Below are 23,396 nucleotides of genomic sequence, written 5' to 3' on the forward strand. Positions count from 1 at the left end.
GTACTATGGTGCCCCAGAAAGAAGATAAAACTAAAGTTGCGATCATTGGAATGTCATGCGTTTACCCGGATGCACCGGGTGTAAATGAATTGTGGGAAAATATCTTGCAACAACGTGTTTCTTTCAGGCAATTTCCTGCTAAGAGACTAAACGAAGAATATTTTAATTTAAAGAATGATCCGGAAGATAAAATTTATTCATCGAAAGGTGCCTTTATTAAAGATTACTCTTTTGACAGAGCCCGTTTTAACATTTCAAAATCCAATTATGAAACTGCTGATTTAACGCACTGGCTTACGCTGGAAACAACCGATAATGCGCTGAACGATGCCGGCTTAAAAGATCTCCTGACGGTTGATCTTAAAAAAGAAGTAGGCGTTATTATTGGTAATACATTAACCGGTGAGCAAACAAGATCAAACCTGCTCCGGTTACGCTGGCCTTATGTAGCCAATGTATTAAAAACCACGCTGAAGCAAGAACAGCTGAAAGACGATGAAATAAACAGAATATTAGCCCGAAGTAAAAAATTATATAAAAGCGCATTTGCCGATTTTAAAGAAGATTCTCTTGCCGGAGGACTCGCGAATACTATTGCCGGTAGAATTTGTAATTACTACGATTTTAAAGGCGGAGGATATACCATCGATGGAGCCTGCAGTTCTTCGCTTTTGTCTGTAATTAAAGGTTGCGAATCAATTTTGCAGAAAGATCTGAAAATAGCGATCGTTGGCGGAGTAGATGTGAGTCTTGATCCATTTGAACTGGTCGGCTTTTCAAGAACGGAAGCGTTGGCAAAATCAAAAATGCTGGTATATGATGAACATTCAAACGGCTTTTGGCCGGGAGAAGGATGTGGTATTTTAATATTGGCCGATTATGAGTTTGCTGTACAGAATAACCTGAACATTCTTGCTTCTATCATAGGTTGGGGAATCTCTTCTGATGGGAAGGGTGGAATTACACGTCCTGAAAAAGATGGTCAGAAGCTGGCATTAAAACGGGCTGCGGAGAAAGCAAAAATCTCTTTTTCCGATCTGGATTATATTGAAGGACATGGAACCGGCACCAAAAAAGGTGATGAAACAGAGCTGACTGCTGTTCAGGAAATGCTTTCCGAAACGGATCATAAGAATAATCATAAAACTTATATCGGAAGTATAAAAGCCAATATTGGTCATACGAAAGCCGCAGCAGGGGTGGCAGGGTTAATTAAAGCAGTTTGCGTTGCCCGCAATAAAGTAATTCCGCCTGCATCGAGTAATCATACACCCCATGCGATTTTTAAACAAAATGAACAGCTGATTCTACCTGATCAACAAATCATATTAAACAAAAAGCCTTCTTTGAAAGTGGGTGTCAGTTCTATGGGATTCGGAGGTATTAATACCCATGTGATCGTTGAAGGTGATAATACATCGTCCGTTAATACTTATGACAATAACAAGCAGATCAATCATAAGTTTTTTGATGCAGAGTTGTTTGCGTTCGCTGAATCATCTGTAGAAAAACTGCAGGAAAAACTTGAAACAGTAACCGCCAGATGCAATAATTTGTCATTTGCCGAATTTTCAGACCTGAGTTGTACACTTATAAAATTGTATTCTTATAAAAAGTATAGAGTATCAGTTGTAGCCAGAAATGCAGAAGAACTTAAAGAAAAGCTCATTTTCTTAAAGAAAAATATCAAAGAGAATACTCCTTTCAAAGACATTGAAAGAGGGATATACTATTCAGCCGATCAAAAGAAAATACGGACAGGTCTGTTGTTTCCCGGACAGGGAAACAAGTTTATGGACATCTATTCCAACCTGCGTGTAATTTATCCTTCTGTATTCAGTAAAATACCCGGTCTGATTAATCACACCACTTCAAGCATTTCTACTGCAACGGCACAGCCTGCATTGGTGAATACCGCTTGTTTAGGTATGGATATTCTGGAAGAGTATGGAGTTTACGCGCAGACGGCGGTAGGGCATAGCGTAGGAGAATTAGCGTGTTTGTATTTTTCAAAATCATTGTCTTATCACCAAACCATCGAATTGGCCGCTTTCCGTGGTCAGCTCATGGAAGAAAGCAAAGCCGTAAAAGGTTCTATGCTCTTAGTGAATCCTGTAGAAGATGAAGCCTATTGCCTCAAAAAAATATCAGCAGCAGGATTAAGCATCGCTTGCATTAACTCATCAGAACAGTGGGTAATATCCGGAAAGTCTGAACAAATAGAATCGCTCCATGCTGATTTGAAAATAAAAGGATTTGCCTGCTTAAAGCTGAATGTAGAAAACGCTTTTCACTCTGAACTGATGAAAGATGTGGAATCTGCTTTTGATACTTATCTGAAAACGGTGCCGTTTCAGGAAAAGGACCGCTATTATTATTCAACCGTTACTGCTGAAAAGGTAAAGGAAAACGAATCAGTAAAGGAACTTCTTCTTACTCAATTGACCTCTCCGGTATTATTTAAGGATACTGTTGAAAAGGCAAATAAAGAAGTTGATCTATGGATAGAAGCCGGTGCGGCGGACTCATTGAAAAAACTGCTTGCTTCGAATAATATTGAGAACGCTATTAGCCTGGGGTTGCAGGGAGATTCTATATGGGATCTCAGTAATGTGCTGGCCTATCTGATCAGCTTTGACAATACTTTTAAAATTGAACATCACATCAGCAGAAGGGTGTTTAAAATGGTTGACCTGGATGTTGAGAATACTTATATCGTAAATCCTTGTGAAAATATCGACAGTTTTGGAGAGGAAAAAGAGAATGTTACGGAGGAGATTGAAGAAATACAGGAAGAGGAAACTATTAATGTGGTAAGTGAGCTTGTATCCAACCAAAACCTTCACCGGTTATTTAAAGAAGAACTCGCTAAAGCGCTGGAGCTTGAAGCAGATAGAATAAAAGATGATTCCAGATTGTTAGATGATTATCATCTCAATTCATTATATGTAGTACAGTTTATTACATCTTTTGCCAAAAAAAATGATTTAAAGGTGAGTAATACTTTGCTGGAGTACTCAAATGCTTCCGTGCAGGATATAGTGAAAATGTTTCTTCAATATAATTTTGATGATCAGTTCGAAGGCAAAGATGCGGGCATGGAGTTGAAGAGCACATGGATAAAAACATTTGTTAAGAAATGGTGCCGGGAAGGAGCGATAACAGCAGAAAGAAAGTTCATGTCTGCTATAGAAGAAGGAAAATGTTTCACTTATAATACTTATGATGATTTATTGATCGTGAGATATACTGCCCTTCAGTATAGTCATTGGTTGAATGATCTCTTAGAGCTCAAGAAAATACTTGATCATCATCTTTTATCTAAAAAGTTAGTTTTTGTATATGATAAAGATTATTTCAGTAGCTTTTTGAAAAGCCTGTTAAAAGAAAACCTGCTCGAGAAATTGTTGCTGGTTTATGAAAATGATGCTGCTTTTGCAGAAGAGGATTTTTATGTTCAACTCGTAAACGGTGATCCGCTTCAGGAAGTAAAAATAGAAAAAGAAAATATTTATATCCCGGAATTTGAGTACGATTATTCTCTTGAAGAAACTGATGTGAATGCTGTGGTAAAAGGAACAATATTAGTATCCGGAGGAGGAAAAGGAATTGCCTTTGAAGCAATTCGTAGAATGTCTTATCGTCATGATGTTGACTTCCTCATTATCGGAAGGGCAGATCGCGATAAAGATCCGGCATTGAAGTACAATCTTGAACTACTTGAAAAAACAAAAATTTCCTATAACTATCTGAGTATAGATATTACTAAAGAGGACGATATTTTAAAACTGAAAGAATATATTGGTTCAAATAAAGTTGACATAACCGGGTTCATTCATTCAGCAGGTTATAATAATCCTCAGAAATTTGAATTAATTACTAAAGATTCTTTAGAGGCCACTTTTAACCCTAAGGTAGCCGGGTTCAATAATGTTTTTGGTATTATCCCGAAAGAGTCGCTACGGTTTGTATTTACATTCGGCTCTGTAATCGGAAATGTGGGAATGGAAGGAAATGCCGAATATGCTTTTGCAAATCAGTGTTTGAGAAATACTGTTGAGGAACTGAAATTGCAAAACGATCACATTCGTTTTCTGAATTTTGAATGGAGCGTATGGGATGAAGTGGGTATGGGACATGATCTCGGCTTGCTAGAGCTGCTAAAGTTAAATGGTGTTATACCAATCAATATAGATACCGGCAGTGAAATACTATTAAATGCATTAGTTGCAAAAAATGTAGAAATATCTCTGTTTGTTTCGGGTAAGTTTCCTGAATTGAGACGTAAAAGTAATGACGTTGTAGCTCATCAATACAGATTTGTAGAAGACATTATAGAGAATATCAGAGGAGTAGAATTTGTTTCGGAAGTGAATATATCTCCGGTAACAGATCGGTATCTGCTCGATCACGTGGTAGATAATAATATTTTGTTTCCTGGTGTAATGGGAGTTGAAGCCGGTTTGCAAAGTTTTGATGTTTTTACCAACCGTCAATGTAAACTTTCTCATCTAAGGTTGCGGAATATCGAATTTCAGAATCCTATCATCCTGCAGGATGCCACACAGGAAATCAAACTAAGAATTGTAATTGAACGTCAGTGGGCATCCATATACAGTGTAAGTATTTTATCAGGTGTTAATAACTTTTCAGTAAAGCATTTTACGTATGAAATAGAAGTATTGCCTGAGAATAATATTCCTTTTTTTGAAGAGATGCCTGATCTGAAGCCTATGGGACTGCAACATGTTTATGATCATTTGCTGTTTCACGGGTCAAGTTTTCAGGTGGTAGAACAGTTTGAGTTTTTACGATATGATAAAATGGTGGCATCAGTTAAGCCAAATGTTACAAATGATGTGTTTAACCAATACATGGGTAATGGATTAATGGGAGTAAATCCTTATATCATGGATGCTTTGTTACATTCCATTCAGATATGTGTACCCCATCAGAGATTGTTGCCTGTATCAATTGATTCAGTCAATTATCACCTGGATGAGATATCGGGTGAGCAGCTGTTAAGAATAAAAGCAATAGAACATTATAATGACGGAGTGGTATACAATTACACCATTCAGTTAATAGACGCAGACAATCGATGTTTGGTGAATCTGGAGGGTGTGTCGTTTAAAAGGGTAGAAAGTATTAAAGATGTTTCTTATACTCCCGAACAAACTGCTGTAATAGTAAACAGATTTCTTGCAGAGAACAAGTCGTTAAAGAATGCTGAATATAACCTGGTATTTGAGCCGCTTGATTTTCTTACTTATAAAAGAATAGATGGTAAACCATTTTTAGACGAACAGGAGTTTGTCAGCAAGTCTGATTCCGGAACTGTTCAATCAGCCATTATTGCCTCAGAAAGAGTCGGGCTTGACATCGAAATGGTAAAGCCTTCGAATGAAAGCCGGTGGAAAAACGTACTGCGTACACCACAATATGAACTCGCAGAATACTTGTCAAAAGAGCTAAAAGAAGATATTAATGTATCGGCTACCAGAATCTGGACAGCAATAGAGTGTGTAAGAAAAATAGGGCACCTGGAAAGCGGAGACGTTTTTTTAACCAAAACACATTCATCCGGATTTCTTGAGCTACAGGTAAATGGTCACGAGATTTACAATACCTGTATCAGTATTATCGGTGATGACGCTATTTCTAATATTTATTCAATTTCAATTATCAGATAAATCAGTAATGGCAAAAAAGTATTACTCACTTTCTTTTGATGTGCTATTGGAAAATACCAATATGGTTGGCAATGTTTATTTCAGTAATTATTTTTCCTGGATGGGTAAGATAAGAGAACAATTTATTCTTGAGCATTATCCTGAAACGATTGATATGTTATCAAAGAATTCATTGGCACTGATAACCCTTTCCTGTAACTGTACATTCTATGATGAGTTGTTTGCCGGAGAGAAGGTGGAGATGCGAATGTATCTGGAGAGCTTAAAAAGTTATAAGGTGAAGATGAAAATAGAGTATTATAAATCAAACGATAAGCAGATTTCCAAACTGGCTGCAATAGGTTTTCATGAGATCGGTTGTTTTGTTAAGGAAAATGACAGGTTAGAGCCGAAACCATTCCCTGAAAAACTACAGAATGCATTTGAGCAGTATGCCTAACGTTACTAAAGAGTGTTCGTATGAGTGTATTGAATCAGGTTTTAAACGAGCTGAAAGACAAGTTGTTTAATGATGATAAATCATTGATCTTCTCCATACCCCGGGAGGAAAAAGAACCTCATTTGTCGGATTTGTCTTTTAAGCTCAAAAGAATAGTTGATGAGTTGAAATTCATTGAAGAGAAATACGAGATATATAAAAGCCTTACGAAACGGGAGAAAGAAATCATCAGGATGATTGTACAGGGAGATAATAATAAGGATATATCAGATAAGTTGTTTATCAGTAGAAGAACGGTAGAACAGCATAGAAAGAATATTAATAAGAAGCTGGACGTAAATAATATGTCAGAGATCTATTTTTTCGCATATTCTTTCAATTTAGTGTAATAAATGCCAAAGGTACGGTATTGTTTGAGAGTCGGATGCTTGGTAATTTTAATTATTACATCACTTAAAACATTAATTATGTCAACTAAAGATGCTGCATTGTTTTTTCCTCCGGCAGGAAACTTTCACATTGAATCAAATCCTATTTTCTTAATTCAAAGAAATGGAGAAAGAGAAGTTCTTGTATTCGAAGCTCAGATGGATATCAGAACTTCTAATGCTGCTAAAAATGACTCAGGCGAAAGAATGGTATCTGTTGAGGTTACTGACTGGAAAGCGAAAGCTTATAGCAAATTATTAGATTGTGAAGTTGGTTTCAGAATTACAGACCTGGGTAAAAACAGTAAAGTAACTGCACAAAACTTAAACTATGATTTTCCTTCAAACCTTGAGTTCAACATGGAATATGAAGTGTTGATCAATGGAGAAGTGGTTAAATCTGGTTTAACCGGTGTTGCAAAAGGAGAAATCCATGCATTTCCTCCAAAACCGAACGATATGTTCAGAGTAGAAGGAAAAAGCTTAAAAATTGCTGAAGATTTAGAGATCGACGTGATGGTGTGTGCATGTTAAGATATTTGAATACTTTGATTATTAAAACTGTTTAAGGTGAAGATTCTATTATGTGTTACAGGGGCTGTATCCAGCTTTGTCATTCCTTCTCATGTATTACATCTAAGAACGAAGTTAAATGCTGATGTAAATATTATGACGACGCGCTCAGCATTAAAATTTGTATCTAAGTATACCTTGGAATTGCACAGCGGCCACCCTGTAATAACAGATGCATACGAAGAAGTTAATCATCTATTAGTGCCACATATCCGTTTAACCAATGAAGCCGATCTTATACTGGTAATGCCGGCCACTGCGAATATTATTTCAAAAGCAGCAACCGGTATTTGTGATGATGTTGTTTCTACTGCACTGGTAGCAGCAACTTGTCCGGTGGTATTTGTGCCTTCAATGAATGGAAATATGTGGAATAATCAAAGTATTCAGTTTAACGTGGACCTGCTAAAAAGAAGAGGTTTGTATATAGTTGATCCGGTGGAAGGTTTTGAAATTGACGGCCTGCAAAAAACGTCAGGTGTAATGGCGAGCATTCAAACCGTGATAGATTATATACGTCAATTAAAAAGCGAAAACAAAACTATTTTATGAAAAGAAGAGAATTTGGAAGAAACTTATTCCTGGTTGGAGCTGGGTTACCGATTGTCAGCAAAATATCTTCTTCTTCTGCTGCTATCAATAACAGAAGTCTTTCGGTAGAAGACGGAGCAGAGGCAATTCCTGTAGACCAGCAATTCAAATACAATACGCAACCTGTTTTTGTTATCACAAAAGGTGATCAATCAGAGGTGGTAGTGTTTGATGCCAATCTTAATTTTCAAACCGAAAATGTAAGAAAGGCAACCACGGGCCTGAAAATAACTAAAATTGATCGTATTTCCTGGGAAGGAAAGAGCTTCAGTAAGTTGTTAAACCAGGATATTTATTTTAGAGTTTCCAAGGTTAGAAAAGCCAGCCTGAACTCACTTCGCCTGAATGCAAATTTTCCGGCGAATCTTGAAATGGCATTCGATTATGAAATTCTTGATCAGAACCGTAAAGTAATTGAAAGTGACATTGCTGCAAGATTATCTTCAGATGTTGCCTCTTTCAAAACTTTCTTTCCAAAGAAAATGACGGTTCAGGGAAATATTTCAGCAAAACATACTAATCATCAGATTGGATTTAATTTCTGCGGAGCTTAATAAAAATTCTTTATGCAAGAATTAGAAAACGAATTTGAAAAAGTAAAGAATAAGGTATTGTCTATGCCGCCAATAAAAACCACCTTGAAATTAAAGGTGGGGGAATATGTTTTTCATATTGACGGCACTGACAATGCTAATATTATTACTAACGATGATAAAACATCGGTATCTACTGTAAGTATGAATGAGAAAACATTTCTTGCTTTAAGAAATGGAAAAATATCTCCATTTGATGCATTGGGTACAGGTAAGATGTCTATTAAGGGTAGTTACGGCGTTGCGTTTAAATATAGATCCCTTTTAAACAAAGACTAATTCAAAGTGTATGAATATTGCAAAACCTTTTTTGTTTGTTTCTTTTGTTTGCGCTCAGTCGATCACTCTTAATGCTCAGTTTATTAACCCGGAAGAACCATTTGCCCATACCTTTTCGATATTGGCTTATGATTCTGTAACAAAAGAAATTGGTGTGGCCGTACAATCACACTGGTTTGCTGTTGGTAAAACTGTAGCCTGGGGAGAAGCTGGTGTAGGTGTTGTGGTAACACAAGCCGTGTCTAATATCAGTTTTGGCCCTAAGGGTTTAGAGTTATTAAAACAAGGATTGTCTCCTCAACAAGTAGTAGACTCACTAATAAAATCAGACCCTGCCAGAGAAATGCGGCAGTTGGCAGTGATGAATAAAGACGGTGTTTCTGCAGCCTATTCCGGAAAATATTGTTTGCCAAGTGCCGGCCATATTGCCGGAGATAATTTTTCTATTCAGGCAAATACCGGTTACTCCGATCAGATCTGGTCTAAAATGTCAACGGCATTTAAACAATCCAATGGTGCTTTAGGCGACCGGATGATTGCTGCTTTAAAAGCGGGCCAGGCTGAAGGTGGTGATGTACGTGGAAAACAAAGTGCTTGCATGTTAATTGTTGCGCCTACTTCTTCGAACCGTATATGGATTGATAGAAGAGTTGATTTACAAGTAGCTGATCACAAAGAACCGATTGTAGAATTAGAACGCCTCTTTCATGTTCAGAAAGCATATGATTCATTAAACAGAGCAAACTATTTATTTGCGCGCGGACAACACGATGAAGCTCATGAACTTTATCTAAAGGCTCAAAGTATGTACCCCGAAAACAGAGAACTTTCTTTCTGGTATACAGTTGAATTGCTCAACAAGAATAATGTAGAGAAAGCCCTCCCCATTTTAGAGGAAACTTTTAAGAAGGCACCTGAATGGAGAGACATAATTGTTCCGAGATTATATAAAATTGGTATGTTAATGATCTCGAAAGAAACTTATGATAAGTTATTAGCATTAGGTAAATAACTATAACAGATATATAAGATAAAAGCAGACACCTTTCGGTATCTGCTTTTTTTATTTGATGTCAGAATCGCATTGTTTCAGGTATTTCCTGCTGAATAGGTATCCGTTCAACTTTTTAAACCCTGTGAACCTCGTCTGGTTTGATCACTACAAGAAGTCAATGTTCTTTAAACACACAATTGGTTCTGATTCGGAAGGAGCAGTTGCCTATTTAGGCAATCTGCTTTTCTCTTCGTTGGTAATCCAGGATGCTTTTTCTGTTTTCAACTTACCTTTATTTAATAGCTGGTATTTTAGTCCTATTAGAATTTGTCTCGAACTTTTGTAATTTCCATAAGTAGAAAGCCATTCATTACCATATACCCAACCGTCATATTTCAAACTTCTAAACACATCATTCAGTAGTAGTTGTGCATCAAGTTTTCCTTTCCATAAGCTTTTGGTAATTCCAATATTCAGATAACAGATAGTGTTGATTTCAAACTGAGCCTGGGGAGATGGTGTAATAATGTTTCCATTCAGTTCTATGTTAAACAACTTTGGTATCTGTATTTCCTGTTGAGTGAATAAATAGTAAATAAGTTTTTTATTTGACCGGTAACCCAGCTTGTTGGCAGGCCCTTCTTTATATTGTTGATATTCAAACCCGGTTCCGATATAACCCATATAATATTTGTTGAGCATAAATGGATAGCTGAACTCAAGTGAATTACTGAATAAGTTGCCAATATTGTCGCTCATCAGCACTTGTGTGAAATTTTCTTTGTCTTGTATCTGAGCTGTGGCGATAAAATTCTTAGACTTGTAGTTCGAGGATTTTATTTTAACTCCGCTTTTAAAGTCATAAGAGATATCTACTCTATTGGTTATGGACGGTTTAAGATATTCGTTTCCTTTTAAAGTGGTAAAAGGGTTTACGTAATAATCATACGGACTAAGGTTTGTATAAACAGGGTTTACTATTCTCTTGAAATAGTTGACAGATATTCTGTTTTTTGAAGCAAATGTTTTTGAAATGAGAATATTTGGGAAAATGTTTTTAAAATCTTTCTTAACATCCTGAACATGAGAATTGTCTGTTTCGAAAGACCGGCTTTGGTACCTTGCTCCGATGTTGAAATTCCAGGTTTTGTATTTTTGAGTATAGGTTACAAAAGCGGAAAATGTTCTTTCAATGTATTCAAACTCATTGTTATTAACGAATTCGTTCAATGTTTCATTCCGGTATTGTACATTATTTTTGCTGTTAACATATCCGTATTTAGCACCGGCTTCAAGTCGTGCGTCACGGCTGATAACTTTTGAATAGTCTAGTTGTTGTGCTACGAGAAAGATATCGTTGAGTGACTTTCCGGCAATAATCTCGTCACGATGATTATTATTTACCCAGAACTGATTATAGCTATTGATGAAAAAATCTTTCTTATTACCGATCAGATCAATAACATATCTAATTTGTTGTGTGCTGTCAATGCTCCATTTATAATAAAAGTCAATAGCTTTTTGAAGAGATTGGGTGTTTTCTTTTGAATGAGTGGCAATGGTACTGTCAATTATTTTATCGCTGGCAACAAACATATCATTACTTAAAAACGTATTCTTGTGTTTAACATTAAGATTGACGGCTGTGCCAATTTCATGCTTTTTGTTAAATGAGTATTGAAGCTGGAATGTCGGGTTGTGTACGTTTTCTCCTCTGTCATAAAAGCCAATGTCCTGGTTGAAATTCTTAAGTGCGTTAAAATCAATCCTTTCATTAATGTTAGTGTAACCTTCGGAATAATTATAGTTATAGCCTAAGCTCCAGAATAATTTTTCATTTCCATATTGTAACGAAATGGAGTTATTGGCGCTTGGTAAAAAAGAGCCATAGGAGTAAGCTGTTCCCAATACGGTATTGACTGAACTTCTCCAGCCAATGTTTTTGGGTTGGTTGGTAATAATGTTAATAACGACATCACCCTCCATATCATAATTAGATCCGGGTTGTTCAATTAGTTCTATTTTCTCAATTGATTGAGTGGAAATACTTTGTAAATAGTCATATTGTGCGGCTCCGGTAAGGGGTATGGATCTTCCGTTTACTGCAAACTGAATTTTTCGATTGCCTCTGAAAGTAAGCAGGTTATTTAAGTTGATTACTCCCGGGATATTCGATAGAAGTTGTATGATTCCGGGTTGGTTAGAATAGATAGAACTGTTTTTTACATTGATAATCAACTTGTCGTTGCTCGTCTCAAATACTTTTTTGTTAACGTTGATCACTTGTTCTTCCAGAAGTTCTGATTTGTGCTCAAGTTGTACCTGTAATGGAGTGTTATCTGATTCGTTTACATTAATTACAATTTCCTTTAATGCGTAATTGATATGAGAAATGATCAGCTTGTATTCTTCGGCTTCCATTTTCTTTATAACCAATGTGCCATCGGCATTGGTTATGTCAGAATAATGTAAAGTTCCGTCTTTTGTTCTTACAACCTGAACGGTGGCATATTGAACCGGCCTGTTACTTTTATCTGTTACGGTTATTGTGTAGTTGATGTCGGTGTAGGCATATACGTCACTATTTTGCCACAAAATAATGATTACTGATAGAATAATGACTTTTAGTTTCATTACATTTAGTTTTATAAAATTACCTCGTGTAATACTAATATAGATTCAATTATTTGTAATAGAAAAAATAACTATGAAGGTCATTCTTTTTTTTAAACTATTATTTTACAGATCTGCTTTATTTGGGATATTGATTTCCGTTTGGTGGATTATATCTTATATGAAAGTTTTTCCGGAATACGCTTTTCCTAGTCCTAATAATATATGGTTGTCGTTTGTTAAGCTGGTAAATTCCTTCAGGTTTTACAGTGATATTATGTATTCGTTGTATAGAATTTTATTTGGTTTTTTGGTGACCATATTTACAGCAATTCCATTAGGAGTTTTAATCGGATTATATCTACGGTCTTCAAAATCATTAATAACGGTATTTAACTTTTTCAGATTTATTTCACCGCTTGCCTGGATTCCTTTTGCCATTCTGTGGTTTCAGATTGGTGATAAGCCAGCCATCTTTATTATAATAATGGCTTCTTTTTTTCCACTTATTATATCAGTTATTGCAGCCGTTAGAAATATACCGGAGTCGTTTTTCAGAGTGGCCAAAGAGTATCAGTTTAGTAAGAGGGATATGTTTATGAAATTAATATTACCTGCTATCAACAGGGAGTTAATTACCTCATTGCGAATCTGCTTTGGCATTAGCTGGGTGGTAATAATTGCAGCAGAGATGGTTGGAAGTCAGGATGGATTGGGGTACGCTATCTGGGATGCAAGAAATGGTTTGAAGCTTGATGTTGCTGTTTGCTACATTATTACTATCGGGGTGTTAGGCATTTTACTGGATAACATTTTTCAATATTGTTTAACCAAAACAAGAGGCAATGTTTATGCAAAATAGTTCAGACATCTCTGTGAAGTTTGAAAATGTACATCTGTCATTTGATGACTTTGTACTTTTTCAGGAATTGAATTTCACTATAAAGAAGAAAGAATTTGTATCTATTGTCGGCCCATCCGGATGTGGAAAAACTTCTATCCTTAATTTAATTGCCGGCTATCTTGCACCGAGCGAAGGAGCTGTAACAGTGAATGGAAATATTAGAACCGTATTTCAGAATAGTAGTCTGTTTCCCTGGCTGAGTGTACGGGAAAATATATTAATTGGAAAGAATAAAACAAAAGGTAATACAGAAGTTTATAAGTATTTGCTACACAAACTGAAATTAGAACCTTTTGAAAATTTTTATCCTAATCAACTTTCAGGAGGGATGCGACAGAAGGTTGAACTGATGCGCATCCTGGTAGGTGAAACCGATATTATTTTGTTGGACGAGCCGTTTTCAGCACTTGACTATATCAATAGAATTACCATCAGGAATGACTTCGTAAATGCGATGAAAGAACTTGATAAAACAATCATTCTGATTACACATGATATTGATGAAGCCATTGAAATGTCGCAAAGAATATGTGTGTTAAACAAAAAGCCAACCACTATTATAGATGATATTGGATTAAATAAAAGTTATAGCGGTGAAGCAGGTCAACAACAGCTGCATGACCTGAAATATTCTATTATCAGTAAACTAACTACTTAAAACTATGTTTAGACTTACCGTAATTTTGCTGGTGCTTTTTATCACTGTCGTTAGTGTAAAATCGGCAGGTATATTGTCTGCTTCTTTTTGGAAAAAAGAACAGGTTGAAAAAAAACGCGTACTTGAAAAAATTAATGTTGGGCATTTGCCTGTAACCTGCCATCTGACTTGTCCGGTGACTGATTACACTTCTAAAACAACTACCACCGAGTATGAGTTTGTATCAAAAAGATTTTTTGACTTTCCAACGATTGCTAATGCCATACAGTCAAAAGACCTGATGGCTACTATGATGGTAGCTCCGCTTGCTTTTAAGTTAAAACAAGATGGTGTGCCTATACGCATCTGTTATCTTGGTCACCGCGACGGGTCGCAGGTCATCGTGAAGAAAAATAGTAATTATAAATCTATAGATGACCTGGTAGGAAAAAACATTGCCGTACCAAGTTTATACAGTAATCAGCATTTTGTATTATATGCTTTGCTGAAAGAGAAGGGATACGATGTTTCCGATGTAAACTTTATTCCTTTACCTCCTCCTGAAATGCCGATGGCACTGGCATCAGGAGCTATTGATGCTTTTTTTGTAGGGGAGCCCTTTCCTGCAAAAGCAGAAATGGAAGACGTTGGAAGAGTACTTTATCTGTCGAGCGAGATCTGGCCGGATTTTATTTCTTGCGTATTAGTGGTGCATGAAGACCTGATTAAAAATAAACCCGATGCAGTAAAAGAGCTGGTTAGAGGAATTGCAGAATCTGGCGCCTGGTTAGAAGAAAACAGAGAGCAGGCTGCTAATCTGGCTGCGGAATATTATAATCAGGATGTGAATCTGTTGAAGTATATTCTGATGGCAAAATCTCCACAAAGGGTTTCTTATATAAATCTGCAACCTTCCTATGCAGAATTTACCAGAATTAATCAGATAGGTGTTGAAATCGGTTTGCTGGATCGTATGCAGAATATAAATGAACTGGTAGATCTGAGCTTTATTCCCAATGTAGTAAGCCCGGCAAAAATCGAGTATAAAAAGCAATAAGATTTGAAATGAAAGTTATCGGAGAGTTCTTCAGTAAAATATTCACAGAGAAATAGGAATCAAAGTAAAAGGGTGGAGTAATAAACTCCACCTTTTTTACAATTATTTTTTAAGTTTTTCTTTTAATTCATTAGTGAGTTGAAGTAATCCGTTCAGGGTACCTTCATAAAATTTATTTTCCCGGAAGTAAGGAATGAGGTATTGTTCTATAATCGTTTTTGTTTCTTCATCTGACAGCAGCGGTTCAATTCCATAACCTAAAGATATTCTCATTTGACGTGCGTATCTTGAAATTCCTATGGTGATGCCATTGTTTTTATCTTTCTGCCCTACACCCCATTCGTTGGCGATACGTATTATCAGTGCGTCAAACTGCTGATTGCTAAGTATGACAGAATCTATAGTAACAATGGCAATCTGGATGGTTGTTTGTTGTTCAAAGTCAAGAATAATACTATCGAGGTATTTTATTTCCTGTTGGGTAAACAATTCTTCAAAATCGCTTACGTAACCTGCAGGGGCTGGTATGGGTTGTATTTGTGTGTAGGAAATAATGGAAAACAGATGCAGAACAAAACAGAAGAAAAACTGCTTCATGAGTGCGTTTTTATTATACAAAAAGTAATGATTTTTTTTGATTTTATCTACAACTAAGTGTGGAGGAAGTTAAAATGTTGCACTTTAAAAAGAAGATATATGTAAACAAAAAGAGGTCTTTAAAGACCTCTTTTTGTTTGTGGACCCAACTGGGCTCGAACCAGTGACCCTCTGATTATGAGTCAGATGCTCTAACCTGCTGAGCTATGGGTCCTGCCGGATGGCGGATTGCAAATGTAGAAAAAAAAGAATCACGGAACTTAAAAAAACATCAATTTTTTTTAGCTTAACTTGCACTGGTCCAGAAACTATAAACTCAATTCGGAAACGTGCAGATAGAAAAGTTATCTATACAGGAATTGCAGCGCCGCATTGCTCTATATGATGATGAAACAGCCTACAAAGAGCTGTTTATGGAGATGCATGTGCCCCTGATAAACTTTTCGCGCAGTTTTGTACAACAAAAAGAAGTTGCAGAGGAAATTGTTTCCGATATATTAATGACGGTATGGGAAAAAAGAAAGGATCTGGAACGCATTGAAAACCTGCGGGTATATTTATATATCAGTGTTCGCAATCACTCCCTCAAATATCTGGTAAAACAGAAAAAAATCAACTCAGTTCAGCTCGAAGACCTGGATGTGATGCTGGCAACCAGCAACCTGAATCCGGAAAATCTGCTCATTTCAAAAGAAATGGTACAGCGGGTACGGGCTGCAATAGAGCAGCTCCCTCCAAAATGTAAAATGGTATTTCAGTTAAGTAAGGAAGATGGCTTAAAATATAAAGAAATTGCTTCCATTCTGAATATTTCTGTTAAAACTATTGATAATCAACTAGCTATTGCTCTTCAAAAAATTAGCAAAACGCTGAAACTCAGTCTGAAAAAACCTGATCAGAAAAAAATTTAACATTGCTTTAGGGGATTTGCCTCAAAACGGGATCTATCTGGATAAATAGAATAACCTCGTTTAAATGCAAGTAGAAAGAATTTGGTTGCTGATAGCCCGGAAATTGTCTGACGAAGCTTCAATGGAAGAGTTGAAGGAGTTGGATATGCTCATACGTCAGTACCCAGACAGTCACTTTAGTTTGGAAGTATTCAACAGATTATGGGAAAAAGATGAGGAAGTTGACCCGGCTGACCTTGAAGATGCTTATGCCAGACACCTGAACAGAATGGCCGAAAAAGGTATTCATTTCTCCAACGGTTCAGACGATACTTCTTACATGATAGAACAAGCTCCGCGAAGAACGGGGTTCAGATGGCTGATAGCGGCCTCTTTTGCGGCAATCATTACTGTTGCCGGATGGTGGTTACTGCGTGAACCGAAACAAACAACCGTATTAGCTGCGGTGACGGCAATGAATGAAATTACAACACCGAACGGTTCGAAATCACAGTTGAGATTACCCGACAGTACTGTCGTTTGGTTGAATGCAGGCTCAAAACTGACCTATCCAAAAGAATTCGGAAAAGACATCAGAGAAGTAACATTGGTGGGAGAAGCTTATTTCGATGTAAAGAAGAAAAACAATATGCCTTTCATTATTCATACACACAGAATGGATATTAAAGTGCTTGGTACGACTTTTAATGTAAAATCTTACCCCGGCGAGCCCACTACGGAAGCCTCGCTGATTAAAGGATCGATTGAAGTGCTTTTAAAAGATCGTGAATCTGCCCCTATTTTACTGAAACCATGGGAAAAAATTGTTGTAAGAGAGTTTTCCAGTGCAACCGTTTCTTCACAAAAGAATAATGCTGCAATAAAAGAAGATATCAAAGAGCCTGAAGTGGCAATTAAGCCGCTGGGATACGATGAAACCAATGATGCTGTATTAGAAACAGCCTGGGTAGAGAATGTACTCGTATTTAATGAAATGAATTTTAGTGAAGTGACGAAGTTGATGGAGAGATGGTATGGTATTAAAATTCAGATTCAGAATCCGGCTTTATTCAAACAACAGCTGACAGGGAGTTTTAAAAATGAAACATTAGATCAGGCATTACAAGCTTTACAATTTGTAGTTGACTTTGACTACGAAAGAACATCACCGCGACTCATCATCATTAAATAAAAACAAAAAAACATTAAACCCAAAGAATACATGTTGCTAGAAAACAGCTCCTAAAATGATTGCTTAACCAGAGAAAAACAGGTGGGATTGCTGCAACAACCCCACACTGAAATGAGAAAAACTGAACGGATATCTAACCCTGCAAGGTTCACAGATATCTATTTATCAACCTTTCAACGCTTAAAATATGAAAAATTACGGGATTTTTCCTACTCATCGTGGAAAACCTCAAAGTATCTTAAAGCTTGCTTTTATTATGAAACTATACTTTCTCTTATTAGTGGTATCAGTTTTACAAGTGAGTGCCAACGCGATTGCTCAATCAAAAGTCACCCTTAACCTTCAATCGGTTGCTTTCAAGAAAGCACTGAATACTATCGAAGGCAAAACTGAATACAGATTCCTTTACAATGAAAATAACATTGACAAAAACAAAAGAGTGAGCGTTCATGCTCAGAATGAAGACGTGTCTTCTGTTTTGGCAAGATTGTTTAAGGAACAAGGCATATCTTTTCAAATTTTATCAAACAACTTAGTAGTATTAAAACAAGGTAATCAGGCACCTGTACAGCAAACTGTTCGTGGTCGTGTAGTAGATGCAACAGGTGTTCCTGTTGTAGGTGCTTCTGTTACTATTAAAGGAACTTCTATCGGAACTTCTACTGATGCGAATGGTGCCTTTACCATTGCAGCCACAGAAGATGCTGTATTAGTGGTTTCTTATATTGGTTATTTAGCACAGGAGGTTTCTGTAAACGGACGTACAGAAATTACCGTAAGCCTTCAGGAAGATCAGAGTGAGTTGGAAAAAGTGGTGGTGATTGGTTATGGTACTGCCAGAAAAAGAGACTTAACGGGTAGTATCGTATCTATCAGAGGTGAAGAAGTTGGTGACAAACCTGCTGCTAATCCGATCAGTAGCTTACAAGGTAAAGTGGCTGGTATGAGTGTGGTGAACAGTGGTCGCCCCGGATCAGAGCCGGATGTTCGTATCAGAGGTACCAACTCGATCAACACCATTAAGCCTGTTTATATTGTAGACGGTATTTTGAACGACAATATCAACTTCATCAACCCGGCAGATATCGAAAGCATGGAGATTTTAAAAGACCCTTCTTCGCTGGCGGTATTCGGGGTGAGAGGTGCAAACGGTGCTATTATCGTTACTACCAAAAAAGCAAAAGCCGGACAAACGAATGTAAACTTCAATACCAGCGTTGGTATAAAATCTGTTCAGGACAGAATGAAAATGGCTGATGCCAATTTATTTAAGGAGTTATACAATGAACAACTCGTGAATATGGGGTCTGCGCCGTACGATTATACCGATTGGCAGGCAAATACCAACTGGCAGGATGAAATTTTCCAGAATGGAGTGTTGAACTACAATAACATCAGCATTAACGGTGCTACTGATAAAAACAGATTTTATCTTGGTTTAGGTTTAATCAACGAGGAAGGCTTGATTAAACATGAGGATTATAAGAAAATAACCATTAATGCCAATAATGAACTGACTGTTAATAAAAATATTAAACTGGGTTTCACTTTTAACGGTTACAGAGCTGAATTACCTGATGCAAAAGGCGTAGGATCGGCAATCAGAGCAGCTCCTATTGCGCCGGTATTTAATGAGCCTTCCGGTTATTACCACACTTTACCTATCTTCCAGAGAGCGCAGGTAGCCAACCCGATGTTCGATATTGAAGTAAATAAGAGAACCAATATCGGTAGAGAATATCGCGCGGTAGGTTCTATTTATGCAGATGTAACTTTCTTAAAAGACTTCAATTTCAGAACCACTTTGTATGCTGACTACGGTTTCAATACCAGCAGAGGTTATTCTCCGCTTTGGGTATCTTACAACCCTGAAGTAGTGGGTTCGTATAAAGGAGACTCTATCAGAAGAAGAACTTCGGTAAACCAGTCGCAAAGTATTTATTCAAAAATTCAGCAAGACTATATTCTTACCTATAAGAAAAACCTGAATAAACACAACCTTACGGCAATGGCCGGTTTTACCACTTACTACAACAGTATGGAAGCGGTAAACTCTTCTGTTCAGGATGATGGTAAAAACTTTATTCCTAATAATCCGGACAAATGGTATGTGAAGGATGTAGGTTTGGATGAAACTAAAAGAGGGGGCGGTGATGCCTGGGAATGGGCTACCGTATCTTACCTGGGTAGATTGATTTACAACTATGATAATAAATACCTTTTGAATGCTTCATTCAGAAGTGACGGTTCTTCAGCGTTTCCTAACAATCACTTCCAGAACTTCGGAGCGGTGGGTATCGGCTGGGATATTTACAATGAAGACTTCATGATGAACCAGAATATCTTTGACGGCTTGAAGTTTAAAGCATCATGGGGTATTTTAGGAAATCAGAATGTAGGTACTTCGTATCCTGCATATCCGGTAGTAACAACGGCAAACTCTGCAGTTTTTGGTAATACCATTCACTATGCTTATCAGAATGCATTGATTGTTGATCCTTTCCTGAGATGGGAAAGTGTTCGTTCTGCAGAAGCAGGAATTGAATTCAGCACATTAAGAAGAAGATTAAGCGGGGAGGTAAATTATTACAATAAGCTTACTAAAAATATCATTGTTCAGGTTCCTGGTATCGGAGGTGAGCAACCAAGCCAGTTAAACCTGGGTGAAATTGCGAACAGCGGTTGGGAGTTTATGTTAAACTGGAGTGATGCCGTAGGTAAAGATTTCACTTATAATGTGAGTGCTAACTTAACGACTATTAACAACAAAGTTAAAACACTTGGCTTTACCGGTTATGAAATTATCAGCGGTGTTGCCAGAACTACGGTTAATTATCCGATCGGTTATTTCTTTGGTTATATCAGCGATGGTATTTATCAAACAGATGCTGAAATATTAAGATCTCCTTCTAATAACATGGGTGAGGTAAAACCTGGTGATATTAAATACAGAGACGTAAACGGAGACGGCGTAATTACGGAAGCCGACAGAACAATGATCGGAAATCCGAATCCTGATTTCTTCTACGGTATTAATTTAAGTGCAAAATATAAAGGTTTCGATTTCGGTATCGAATTCAACGGTGTTTACGGTAATGAAATTTTCCGTGACTGGAACAGAGGAACTTTCGCACAATTCAACTATCAGCAACATTTTGCTAACAGATGGAATGGCCCTGGTACCTCTAACTGGGATCCTATTTTACATACCGGCAGACCCAATAACTACCTGGCTTCAAACTATTGGATTGAAGACGGTTCTTACTTCAGAATCAGAAACCTTCAACTCGGATATAGCTTTAGTGGTGAGTTCTTAAGAAAACTTACGTTAAAATCATTAAGAGTGTATTTAAATGCGCAGAACCTGGCAACCTTCACCAACGCTACAGGATTTACTCCTGAAATAGGTGGCGGTGCTACTTCATTCGGTATCGATAACGGTACTTATCCGGTTCCTGCTATTTACACTTTTGGTTTAAATCTTAATTTCTAAACGCCATTAATCTACTATTATGAAACTGAAACGAATGAATTCAAAAATATGGACGGTAGCATTAGTGGTAGCCACTTTTGCCACCGGTTGTCAAAAATTCTTAGATAGAGATCCTTTGGGGAGATACGTTTTAGATGAAGTACAGGGATCTTCTTTTGAAAGTGAAGTATTCGGCGCTTATGCAAACCTTCGTCAGGAAGGTGTAGCCGGGTTGCCTTACATAGCCATTCACGGTATGCGTTCTGACGATTCTGATAAAGGTAGCGCTACCAATGACGGTGCAGATGCAGAAGGTATCTTTGATAACTTCCAGTACAGAACCGATTTCTGGTTAATGAATAACTATTGGACACACCACTACCGCCTGATTCAATCAGCAAACAACGTGATCGTTGATATTAATGAATCAGGAAGCACTGAACCAGCTGTAATGATTAACCTGGCAGAAGCGAAATTTATTCGCGCGTATGCATATTTTAACCTGGTTCGTACATTCGGAGAAATTCCGAAAGTAGACTTCAGAGTAACTGAATTAGGAGAGTCTAATATCGCGAAAAGTCCTTCTAATGTAATCTTCGAACTGATTGACGCAGATTTACAGGATGCGGTTGCTTATCTGCCAACTGAGTGGCCTGCAGACTTCGCCGGTCGTTTAACCAAAGGTGCGGCATTCGCCTTACAGGCTAAAACCTACCTGTGGAGAAGTAATTGGGGTATGGCTTTATCTGCTGCCGAATCAGTAATCAATCTAGGGAAATATTCTTTAGTTACCGATTATCAATCTATTTTCAGAGAAACCGGAGAGAATAATGTAGAGTCTATTTTCGAAATTCAGGCTTTTTATTCTCCTACCATCACTAATCTCGGAACTCAGTACGCCACCGTACAGGGTGTGAGAGGTGCAGGTGTGTGGAACTTAGGCTGGGGATGGAATACTCCTACAGAAAACCTTGCACAGGCTTTTGAAACAGGCGACCCGCGTAAAGATGCTACTTTATTATACAGTGGTCAGGTGAATACACCATATAATGAAAATGTACCTCCTGCAACAGCTACCATTCCGAGAAACTACTGGAATAAAAAAGTATATACCAACCCTGCAGTAAGAAATCAGATGAACAGCCAGGCCGGTCAGTGGATGAACGTGCGTATCATCAGATATGCAGATGTTCTTTTAATGGCTGCTGAAGCTGCAAACGAAATAGGCGGTCCACAGAATATCACTAAAGCAAAGGGTTATTTAGAAGAGGTTCGCGGAAGAGCCCGTGGCAATAGTACTACTATATTACCTGTCGTAACTACAGACGATCAGGATGAGTTAAGAGATGCTATCCGTCACGAGCGCCGTGTTGAGCTGGGTATGGAAAATGAACGTTTCTTTGATCTGGTTCGCTGGGATATTGATGTAGATGTTTTGCATGCACATGGTAAAACAGGCTATCAGCTGAAACACCGCTTAATGCCGATTCCGCAACCGGAAATCGATAAGTCAGGTGGTAAACTTATCCAGAATCCAGATTATCAATAATGTTCTAAACTCTTATAATAATGAAATTAAATAAATTATTGTTTGGTAGTTTAGCAGCTGCCTTACTATTCGGAATATCAATATTCCCTGCTTGTCAAAAATTTGAAACGCCTCCGATGGATTTCAAACCTTCCGATACATCAAACCTTAGCGGGCCATTAGTTAGAATGTGGGCTTTTGAGGGCGATGCATTAGATAGTGTTACTTCAACTAAAGGAGTGGTTTCAAACGTAACCTTCGTTGATGGTAAAACCGGAAAAGCATTTCAGGGTGCCAGCAACGGTATGATAAGAGTGACACCTGCCGGAAGATTGGCTGAGTTAAAAAGCTTTACCGTAGCACATTGGATCAAAACCGGAAAACATACCGGTGGTGCACAATGTTTATGGATGCTTCCACGTACTTCAGATTTCTGGGGAAATATGTTCCTCATGATTGAAGGAAACGGTGGCGATGATTTAATGCAGATTAAATTCAACTTCGCCGGCCAATGGTTAGATTTCGGCGGAGCAAATAAACTTGCGAATATGTATGACCGTTGGTTGCACCTGGCTTTTACCTATGACGGTGCTACTTCAAAAGTGAAAATGTATATCGACGGACAACAATATACTTTACCTAACGGATGGGAAGATCGCGTAAGCGGTGGAAACCCTTTGGGTGAGTTGGCCTTCAAAGATGTATCAGGTTTTGTGATGGGTGCGTTTCAGCAACATTTAGGAAGCCCCTGGGGAAATCCTGATGGCTGGATGTTAAGATACACCGGTCAGATGGATCAGTTCAGAATTTATGATTATGCAATGAGTGCTACAGAAATAGCAGGTTTGTATAATGCTGCGAATTAATTTTCTCATAAGAAAGGGAGGAAACTCCCTTTCTTTTTAAATATTGTATT

19 protein-coding genes and 1 tRNA gene are annotated in these 23,396 nt (G+C 37.5%); 16 read left to right on the top strand and 4 right to left on the bottom strand.

The features are described 5' to 3' along the window. The first annotated feature begins 5 nt into the window (after window positions 1-5). The 8 genes from D9O48_RS00095 to D9O48_RS00130 all read left to right on the top strand — a co-directional run bounded on the left by D9O48_RS00095 (window position 6) and on the right by D9O48_RS00130 (window position 9,608). The gene (locus D9O48_RS00095; RefSeq protein WP_158624774.1) at window positions 6-5,693 is read left to right on the top strand and encodes a type I polyketide synthase; all 5,688 of its coding nucleotides are present in this window, start codon (window positions 6-8) and stop codon (window positions 5,691-5,693) included. Between the two features lie 7 nt (window positions 5,694-5,700). Then, complete coding sequence (locus D9O48_RS00100) at window positions 5,701-6,132, top strand: acyl-CoA thioesterase (protein ID WP_158624775.1); 432 nt, start codon at window positions 5,701-5,703, stop codon at window positions 6,130-6,132. A gap of 20 nt (window positions 6,133-6,152) precedes the next feature. Further along, window positions 6,153-6,521, top strand: a complete 369-nt coding sequence (locus tag D9O48_RS00105; RefSeq protein ID WP_126969365.1) for a response regulator transcription factor — start codon at window positions 6,153-6,155, stop codon at window positions 6,519-6,521. Between the two features lie 78 nt (window positions 6,522-6,599). Next, window positions 6,600-7,094 (top strand): hypothetical protein, encoded by a 495-nt coding sequence (locus tag D9O48_RS00110; protein ID WP_126969367.1) that lies wholly within the window; start codon window positions 6,600-6,602, stop codon window positions 7,092-7,094. A gap of 36 nt (window positions 7,095-7,130) precedes the next feature. Further along, window positions 7,131-7,685, top strand: a complete 555-nt coding sequence (locus D9O48_RS00115) for a flavoprotein (RefSeq protein WP_158624776.1) — start codon at window positions 7,131-7,133, stop codon at window positions 7,683-7,685. Further along, window positions 7,682-8,278: a hypothetical protein gene (locus tag D9O48_RS00120; RefSeq protein WP_126969370.1), complete on the top strand. Its 597-nt coding sequence runs from the start codon at window positions 7,682-7,684 to the stop codon at window positions 8,276-8,278. The genes D9O48_RS00115 and D9O48_RS00120 overlap by 4 nt, the downstream gene beginning before the upstream one ends. Before the next feature lie 12 nt (window positions 8,279-8,290). Continuing rightward, window positions 8,291-8,596 carry an SCP2 sterol-binding domain-containing protein gene (locus tag D9O48_RS00125; protein ID WP_126969372.1) on the top strand — a complete coding sequence of 102 codons (306 nt, stop codon included), beginning with the start codon at window positions 8,291-8,293 and terminating at the stop codon, window positions 8,594-8,596. A 10-nt stretch (window positions 8,597-8,606) separates the two neighbouring features. Further along, window positions 8,607-9,608: a DUF1028 domain-containing protein gene (locus D9O48_RS00130; RefSeq protein WP_126969374.1), complete on the top strand. Its 1,002-nt coding sequence runs from the start codon at window positions 8,607-8,609 to the stop codon at window positions 9,606-9,608. Between the two features lie 207 nt (window positions 9,609-9,815). On the opposite strand, the gene D9O48_RS00135 is transcribed toward D9O48_RS00130, so the two are convergent. Beyond that, a complete protein-coding gene (locus D9O48_RS00135) occupies window positions 9,816-12,224 on the bottom strand; it encodes an outer membrane beta-barrel family protein (RefSeq protein WP_126969376.1) in 2,409 nt (802 codons plus the stop codon). 243 nt (window positions 12,225-12,467) lie between these two features. Beyond that, window positions 12,468-12,644 carry a hypothetical protein gene (locus D9O48_RS18990; protein ID WP_233589180.1) on the bottom strand — a complete coding sequence of 59 codons (177 nt, stop codon included), beginning with the start codon at window positions 12,642-12,644 and terminating at the stop codon, window positions 12,468-12,470. On the opposite strand from D9O48_RS18990, the gene D9O48_RS00140 reads away from it, so the two are divergent. The 3 genes from D9O48_RS00140 to D9O48_RS00150 are packed head-to-tail and all read left to right on the top strand — an operon-like array spanning window position 12,586 to window position 14,801. After that, on the top strand, window positions 12,586-13,065 hold the full coding sequence (locus tag D9O48_RS00140) for an ABC transporter permease (RefSeq protein WP_233589173.1): 480 nt from the start codon (window positions 12,586-12,588) through the stop codon (window positions 13,063-13,065). The genes D9O48_RS18990 and D9O48_RS00140 overlap by 59 nt on opposite strands. Beyond that, complete coding sequence (locus D9O48_RS00145) at window positions 13,055-13,765, top strand: ABC transporter ATP-binding protein (protein ID WP_158624778.1); 711 nt, start codon at window positions 13,055-13,057, stop codon at window positions 13,763-13,765. The genes D9O48_RS00140 and D9O48_RS00145 overlap by 11 nt, the downstream gene beginning before the upstream one ends. Before the next feature lie 4 nt (window positions 13,766-13,769). Continuing rightward, window positions 13,770-14,801: an ABC transporter substrate-binding protein gene (locus D9O48_RS00150; protein WP_126969382.1), complete on the top strand. Its 1,032-nt coding sequence runs from the start codon at window positions 13,770-13,772 to the stop codon at window positions 14,799-14,801. Between the two features lie 102 nt (window positions 14,802-14,903). On the opposite strand, the gene D9O48_RS00155 is transcribed toward D9O48_RS00150, so the two are convergent. Next, window positions 14,904-15,398 carry a TPM domain-containing protein gene (locus D9O48_RS00155; protein WP_126969384.1) on the bottom strand — a complete coding sequence of 165 codons (495 nt, stop codon included), beginning with the start codon at window positions 15,396-15,398 and terminating at the stop codon, window positions 14,904-14,906. A 140-nt stretch (window positions 15,399-15,538) separates the two neighbouring features. After that, window positions 15,539-15,612: transfer RNA gene (locus tag D9O48_RS00160), tRNA-Ile, on the bottom strand. A 115-nt stretch (window positions 15,613-15,727) separates the two neighbouring features. Here D9O48_RS00160 and D9O48_RS00165 point away from each other — a divergent pair. The 5 genes from D9O48_RS00165 to D9O48_RS00185 all read left to right on the top strand — a co-directional run bounded on the left by D9O48_RS00165 (window position 15,728) and on the right by D9O48_RS00185 (window position 23,346). After that, window positions 15,728-16,309 (top strand): RNA polymerase sigma-70 factor, encoded by a 582-nt coding sequence (locus D9O48_RS00165; RefSeq protein WP_233589119.1) that lies wholly within the window; start codon window positions 15,728-15,730, stop codon window positions 16,307-16,309. 64 nt (window positions 16,310-16,373) lie between these two features. Next, complete coding sequence (locus tag D9O48_RS00170) at window positions 16,374-17,480, top strand: FecR family protein (RefSeq protein WP_126969386.1); 1,107 nt, start codon at window positions 16,374-16,376, stop codon at window positions 17,478-17,480. A gap of 187 nt (window positions 17,481-17,667) precedes the next feature. Then, complete coding sequence (locus D9O48_RS00175; protein ID WP_199750462.1) at window positions 17,668-20,973, top strand: TonB-dependent receptor; 3,306 nt, start codon at window positions 17,668-17,670, stop codon at window positions 20,971-20,973. A 19-nt stretch (window positions 20,974-20,992) separates the two neighbouring features. Further along, window positions 20,993-22,501: a RagB/SusD family nutrient uptake outer membrane protein gene (locus tag D9O48_RS00180; RefSeq protein WP_199750463.1), complete on the top strand. Its 1,509-nt coding sequence runs from the start codon at window positions 20,993-20,995 to the stop codon at window positions 22,499-22,501. A gap of 20 nt (window positions 22,502-22,521) precedes the next feature. After that, window positions 22,522-23,346, top strand: coding sequence for a LamG domain-containing protein (locus tag D9O48_RS00185; protein ID WP_126969390.1), 825 nt, complete (start codon window positions 22,522-22,524; stop codon window positions 23,344-23,346). Window positions 23,347-23,396 lie beyond the last annotated feature (50 nt).

It is taken from the genome of Gynurincola endophyticus (assembly GCF_003991195.1).
Classification (GTDB): domain Bacteria; phylum Bacteroidota; class Bacteroidia; order Chitinophagales; family Chitinophagaceae; genus Gynurincola; species Gynurincola endophyticus.

Excerpts from the sequence above, each read along its gene's own strand:
- D9O48_RS00135 (WP_126969376.1), bottom strand. The coding sequence starts at position 12,224 with ATGAAACTAAAAGTCATTATTCTATCAGTAATCATTATTTTGTGGCAA.
- D9O48_RS18990 (WP_233589180.1), bottom strand. The coding sequence starts at position 12,644 with ATGGCAAAAGGAATCCAGGCAAGCGGTGAAATAAATCTGAAAAAGTTA.
- D9O48_RS00095 (WP_158624774.1), top strand. The coding sequence starts at position 6 with ATGGTGCCCCAGAAAGAAGATAAAACTAAAGTTGCGATCATTGGAATG.
- D9O48_RS00150 (WP_126969382.1), top strand. The coding sequence starts at position 13,770 with ATGTTTAGACTTACCGTAATTTTGCTGGTGCTTTTTATCACTGTCGTT.
- D9O48_RS00110 (WP_126969367.1), top strand. The coding sequence starts at position 6,600 with ATGTCAACTAAAGATGCTGCATTGTTTTTTCCTCCGGCAGGAAACTTT.
- D9O48_RS00155 (WP_126969384.1), bottom strand. The coding sequence starts at position 15,398 with ATGAAGCAGTTTTTCTTCTGTTTTGTTCTGCATCTGTTTTCCATTATT.
- D9O48_RS00105 (WP_126969365.1), top strand. The coding sequence starts at position 6,153 with ATGAGTGTATTGAATCAGGTTTTAAACGAGCTGAAAGACAAGTTGTTT.
- D9O48_RS00130 (WP_126969374.1), top strand. The coding sequence starts at position 8,607 with ATGAATATTGCAAAACCTTTTTTGTTTGTTTCTTTTGTTTGCGCTCAG.
- D9O48_RS00175 (WP_199750462.1), top strand. The coding sequence starts at position 17,668 with ATGAAAAATTACGGGATTTTTCCTACTCATCGTGGAAAACCTCAAAGT.
- D9O48_RS00145 (WP_158624778.1), top strand. The coding sequence starts at position 13,055 with ATGCAAAATAGTTCAGACATCTCTGTGAAGTTTGAAAATGTACATCTG.
- D9O48_RS00170 (WP_126969386.1), top strand. The coding sequence starts at position 16,374 with ATGCAAGTAGAAAGAATTTGGTTGCTGATAGCCCGGAAATTGTCTGAC.
- D9O48_RS00100 (WP_158624775.1), top strand. The coding sequence starts at position 5,701 with ATGGCAAAAAAGTATTACTCACTTTCTTTTGATGTGCTATTGGAAAAT.
- D9O48_RS00185 (WP_126969390.1), top strand. The coding sequence starts at position 22,522 with ATGAAATTAAATAAATTATTGTTTGGTAGTTTAGCAGCTGCCTTACTA.
- D9O48_RS00125 (WP_126969372.1), top strand. The coding sequence starts at position 8,291 with ATGCAAGAATTAGAAAACGAATTTGAAAAAGTAAAGAATAAGGTATTG.
- D9O48_RS00180 (WP_199750463.1), top strand. The coding sequence starts at position 20,993 with ATGAAACTGAAACGAATGAATTCAAAAATATGGACGGTAGCATTAGTG.
- D9O48_RS00120 (WP_126969370.1), top strand. The coding sequence starts at position 7,682 with ATGAAAAGAAGAGAATTTGGAAGAAACTTATTCCTGGTTGGAGCTGGG.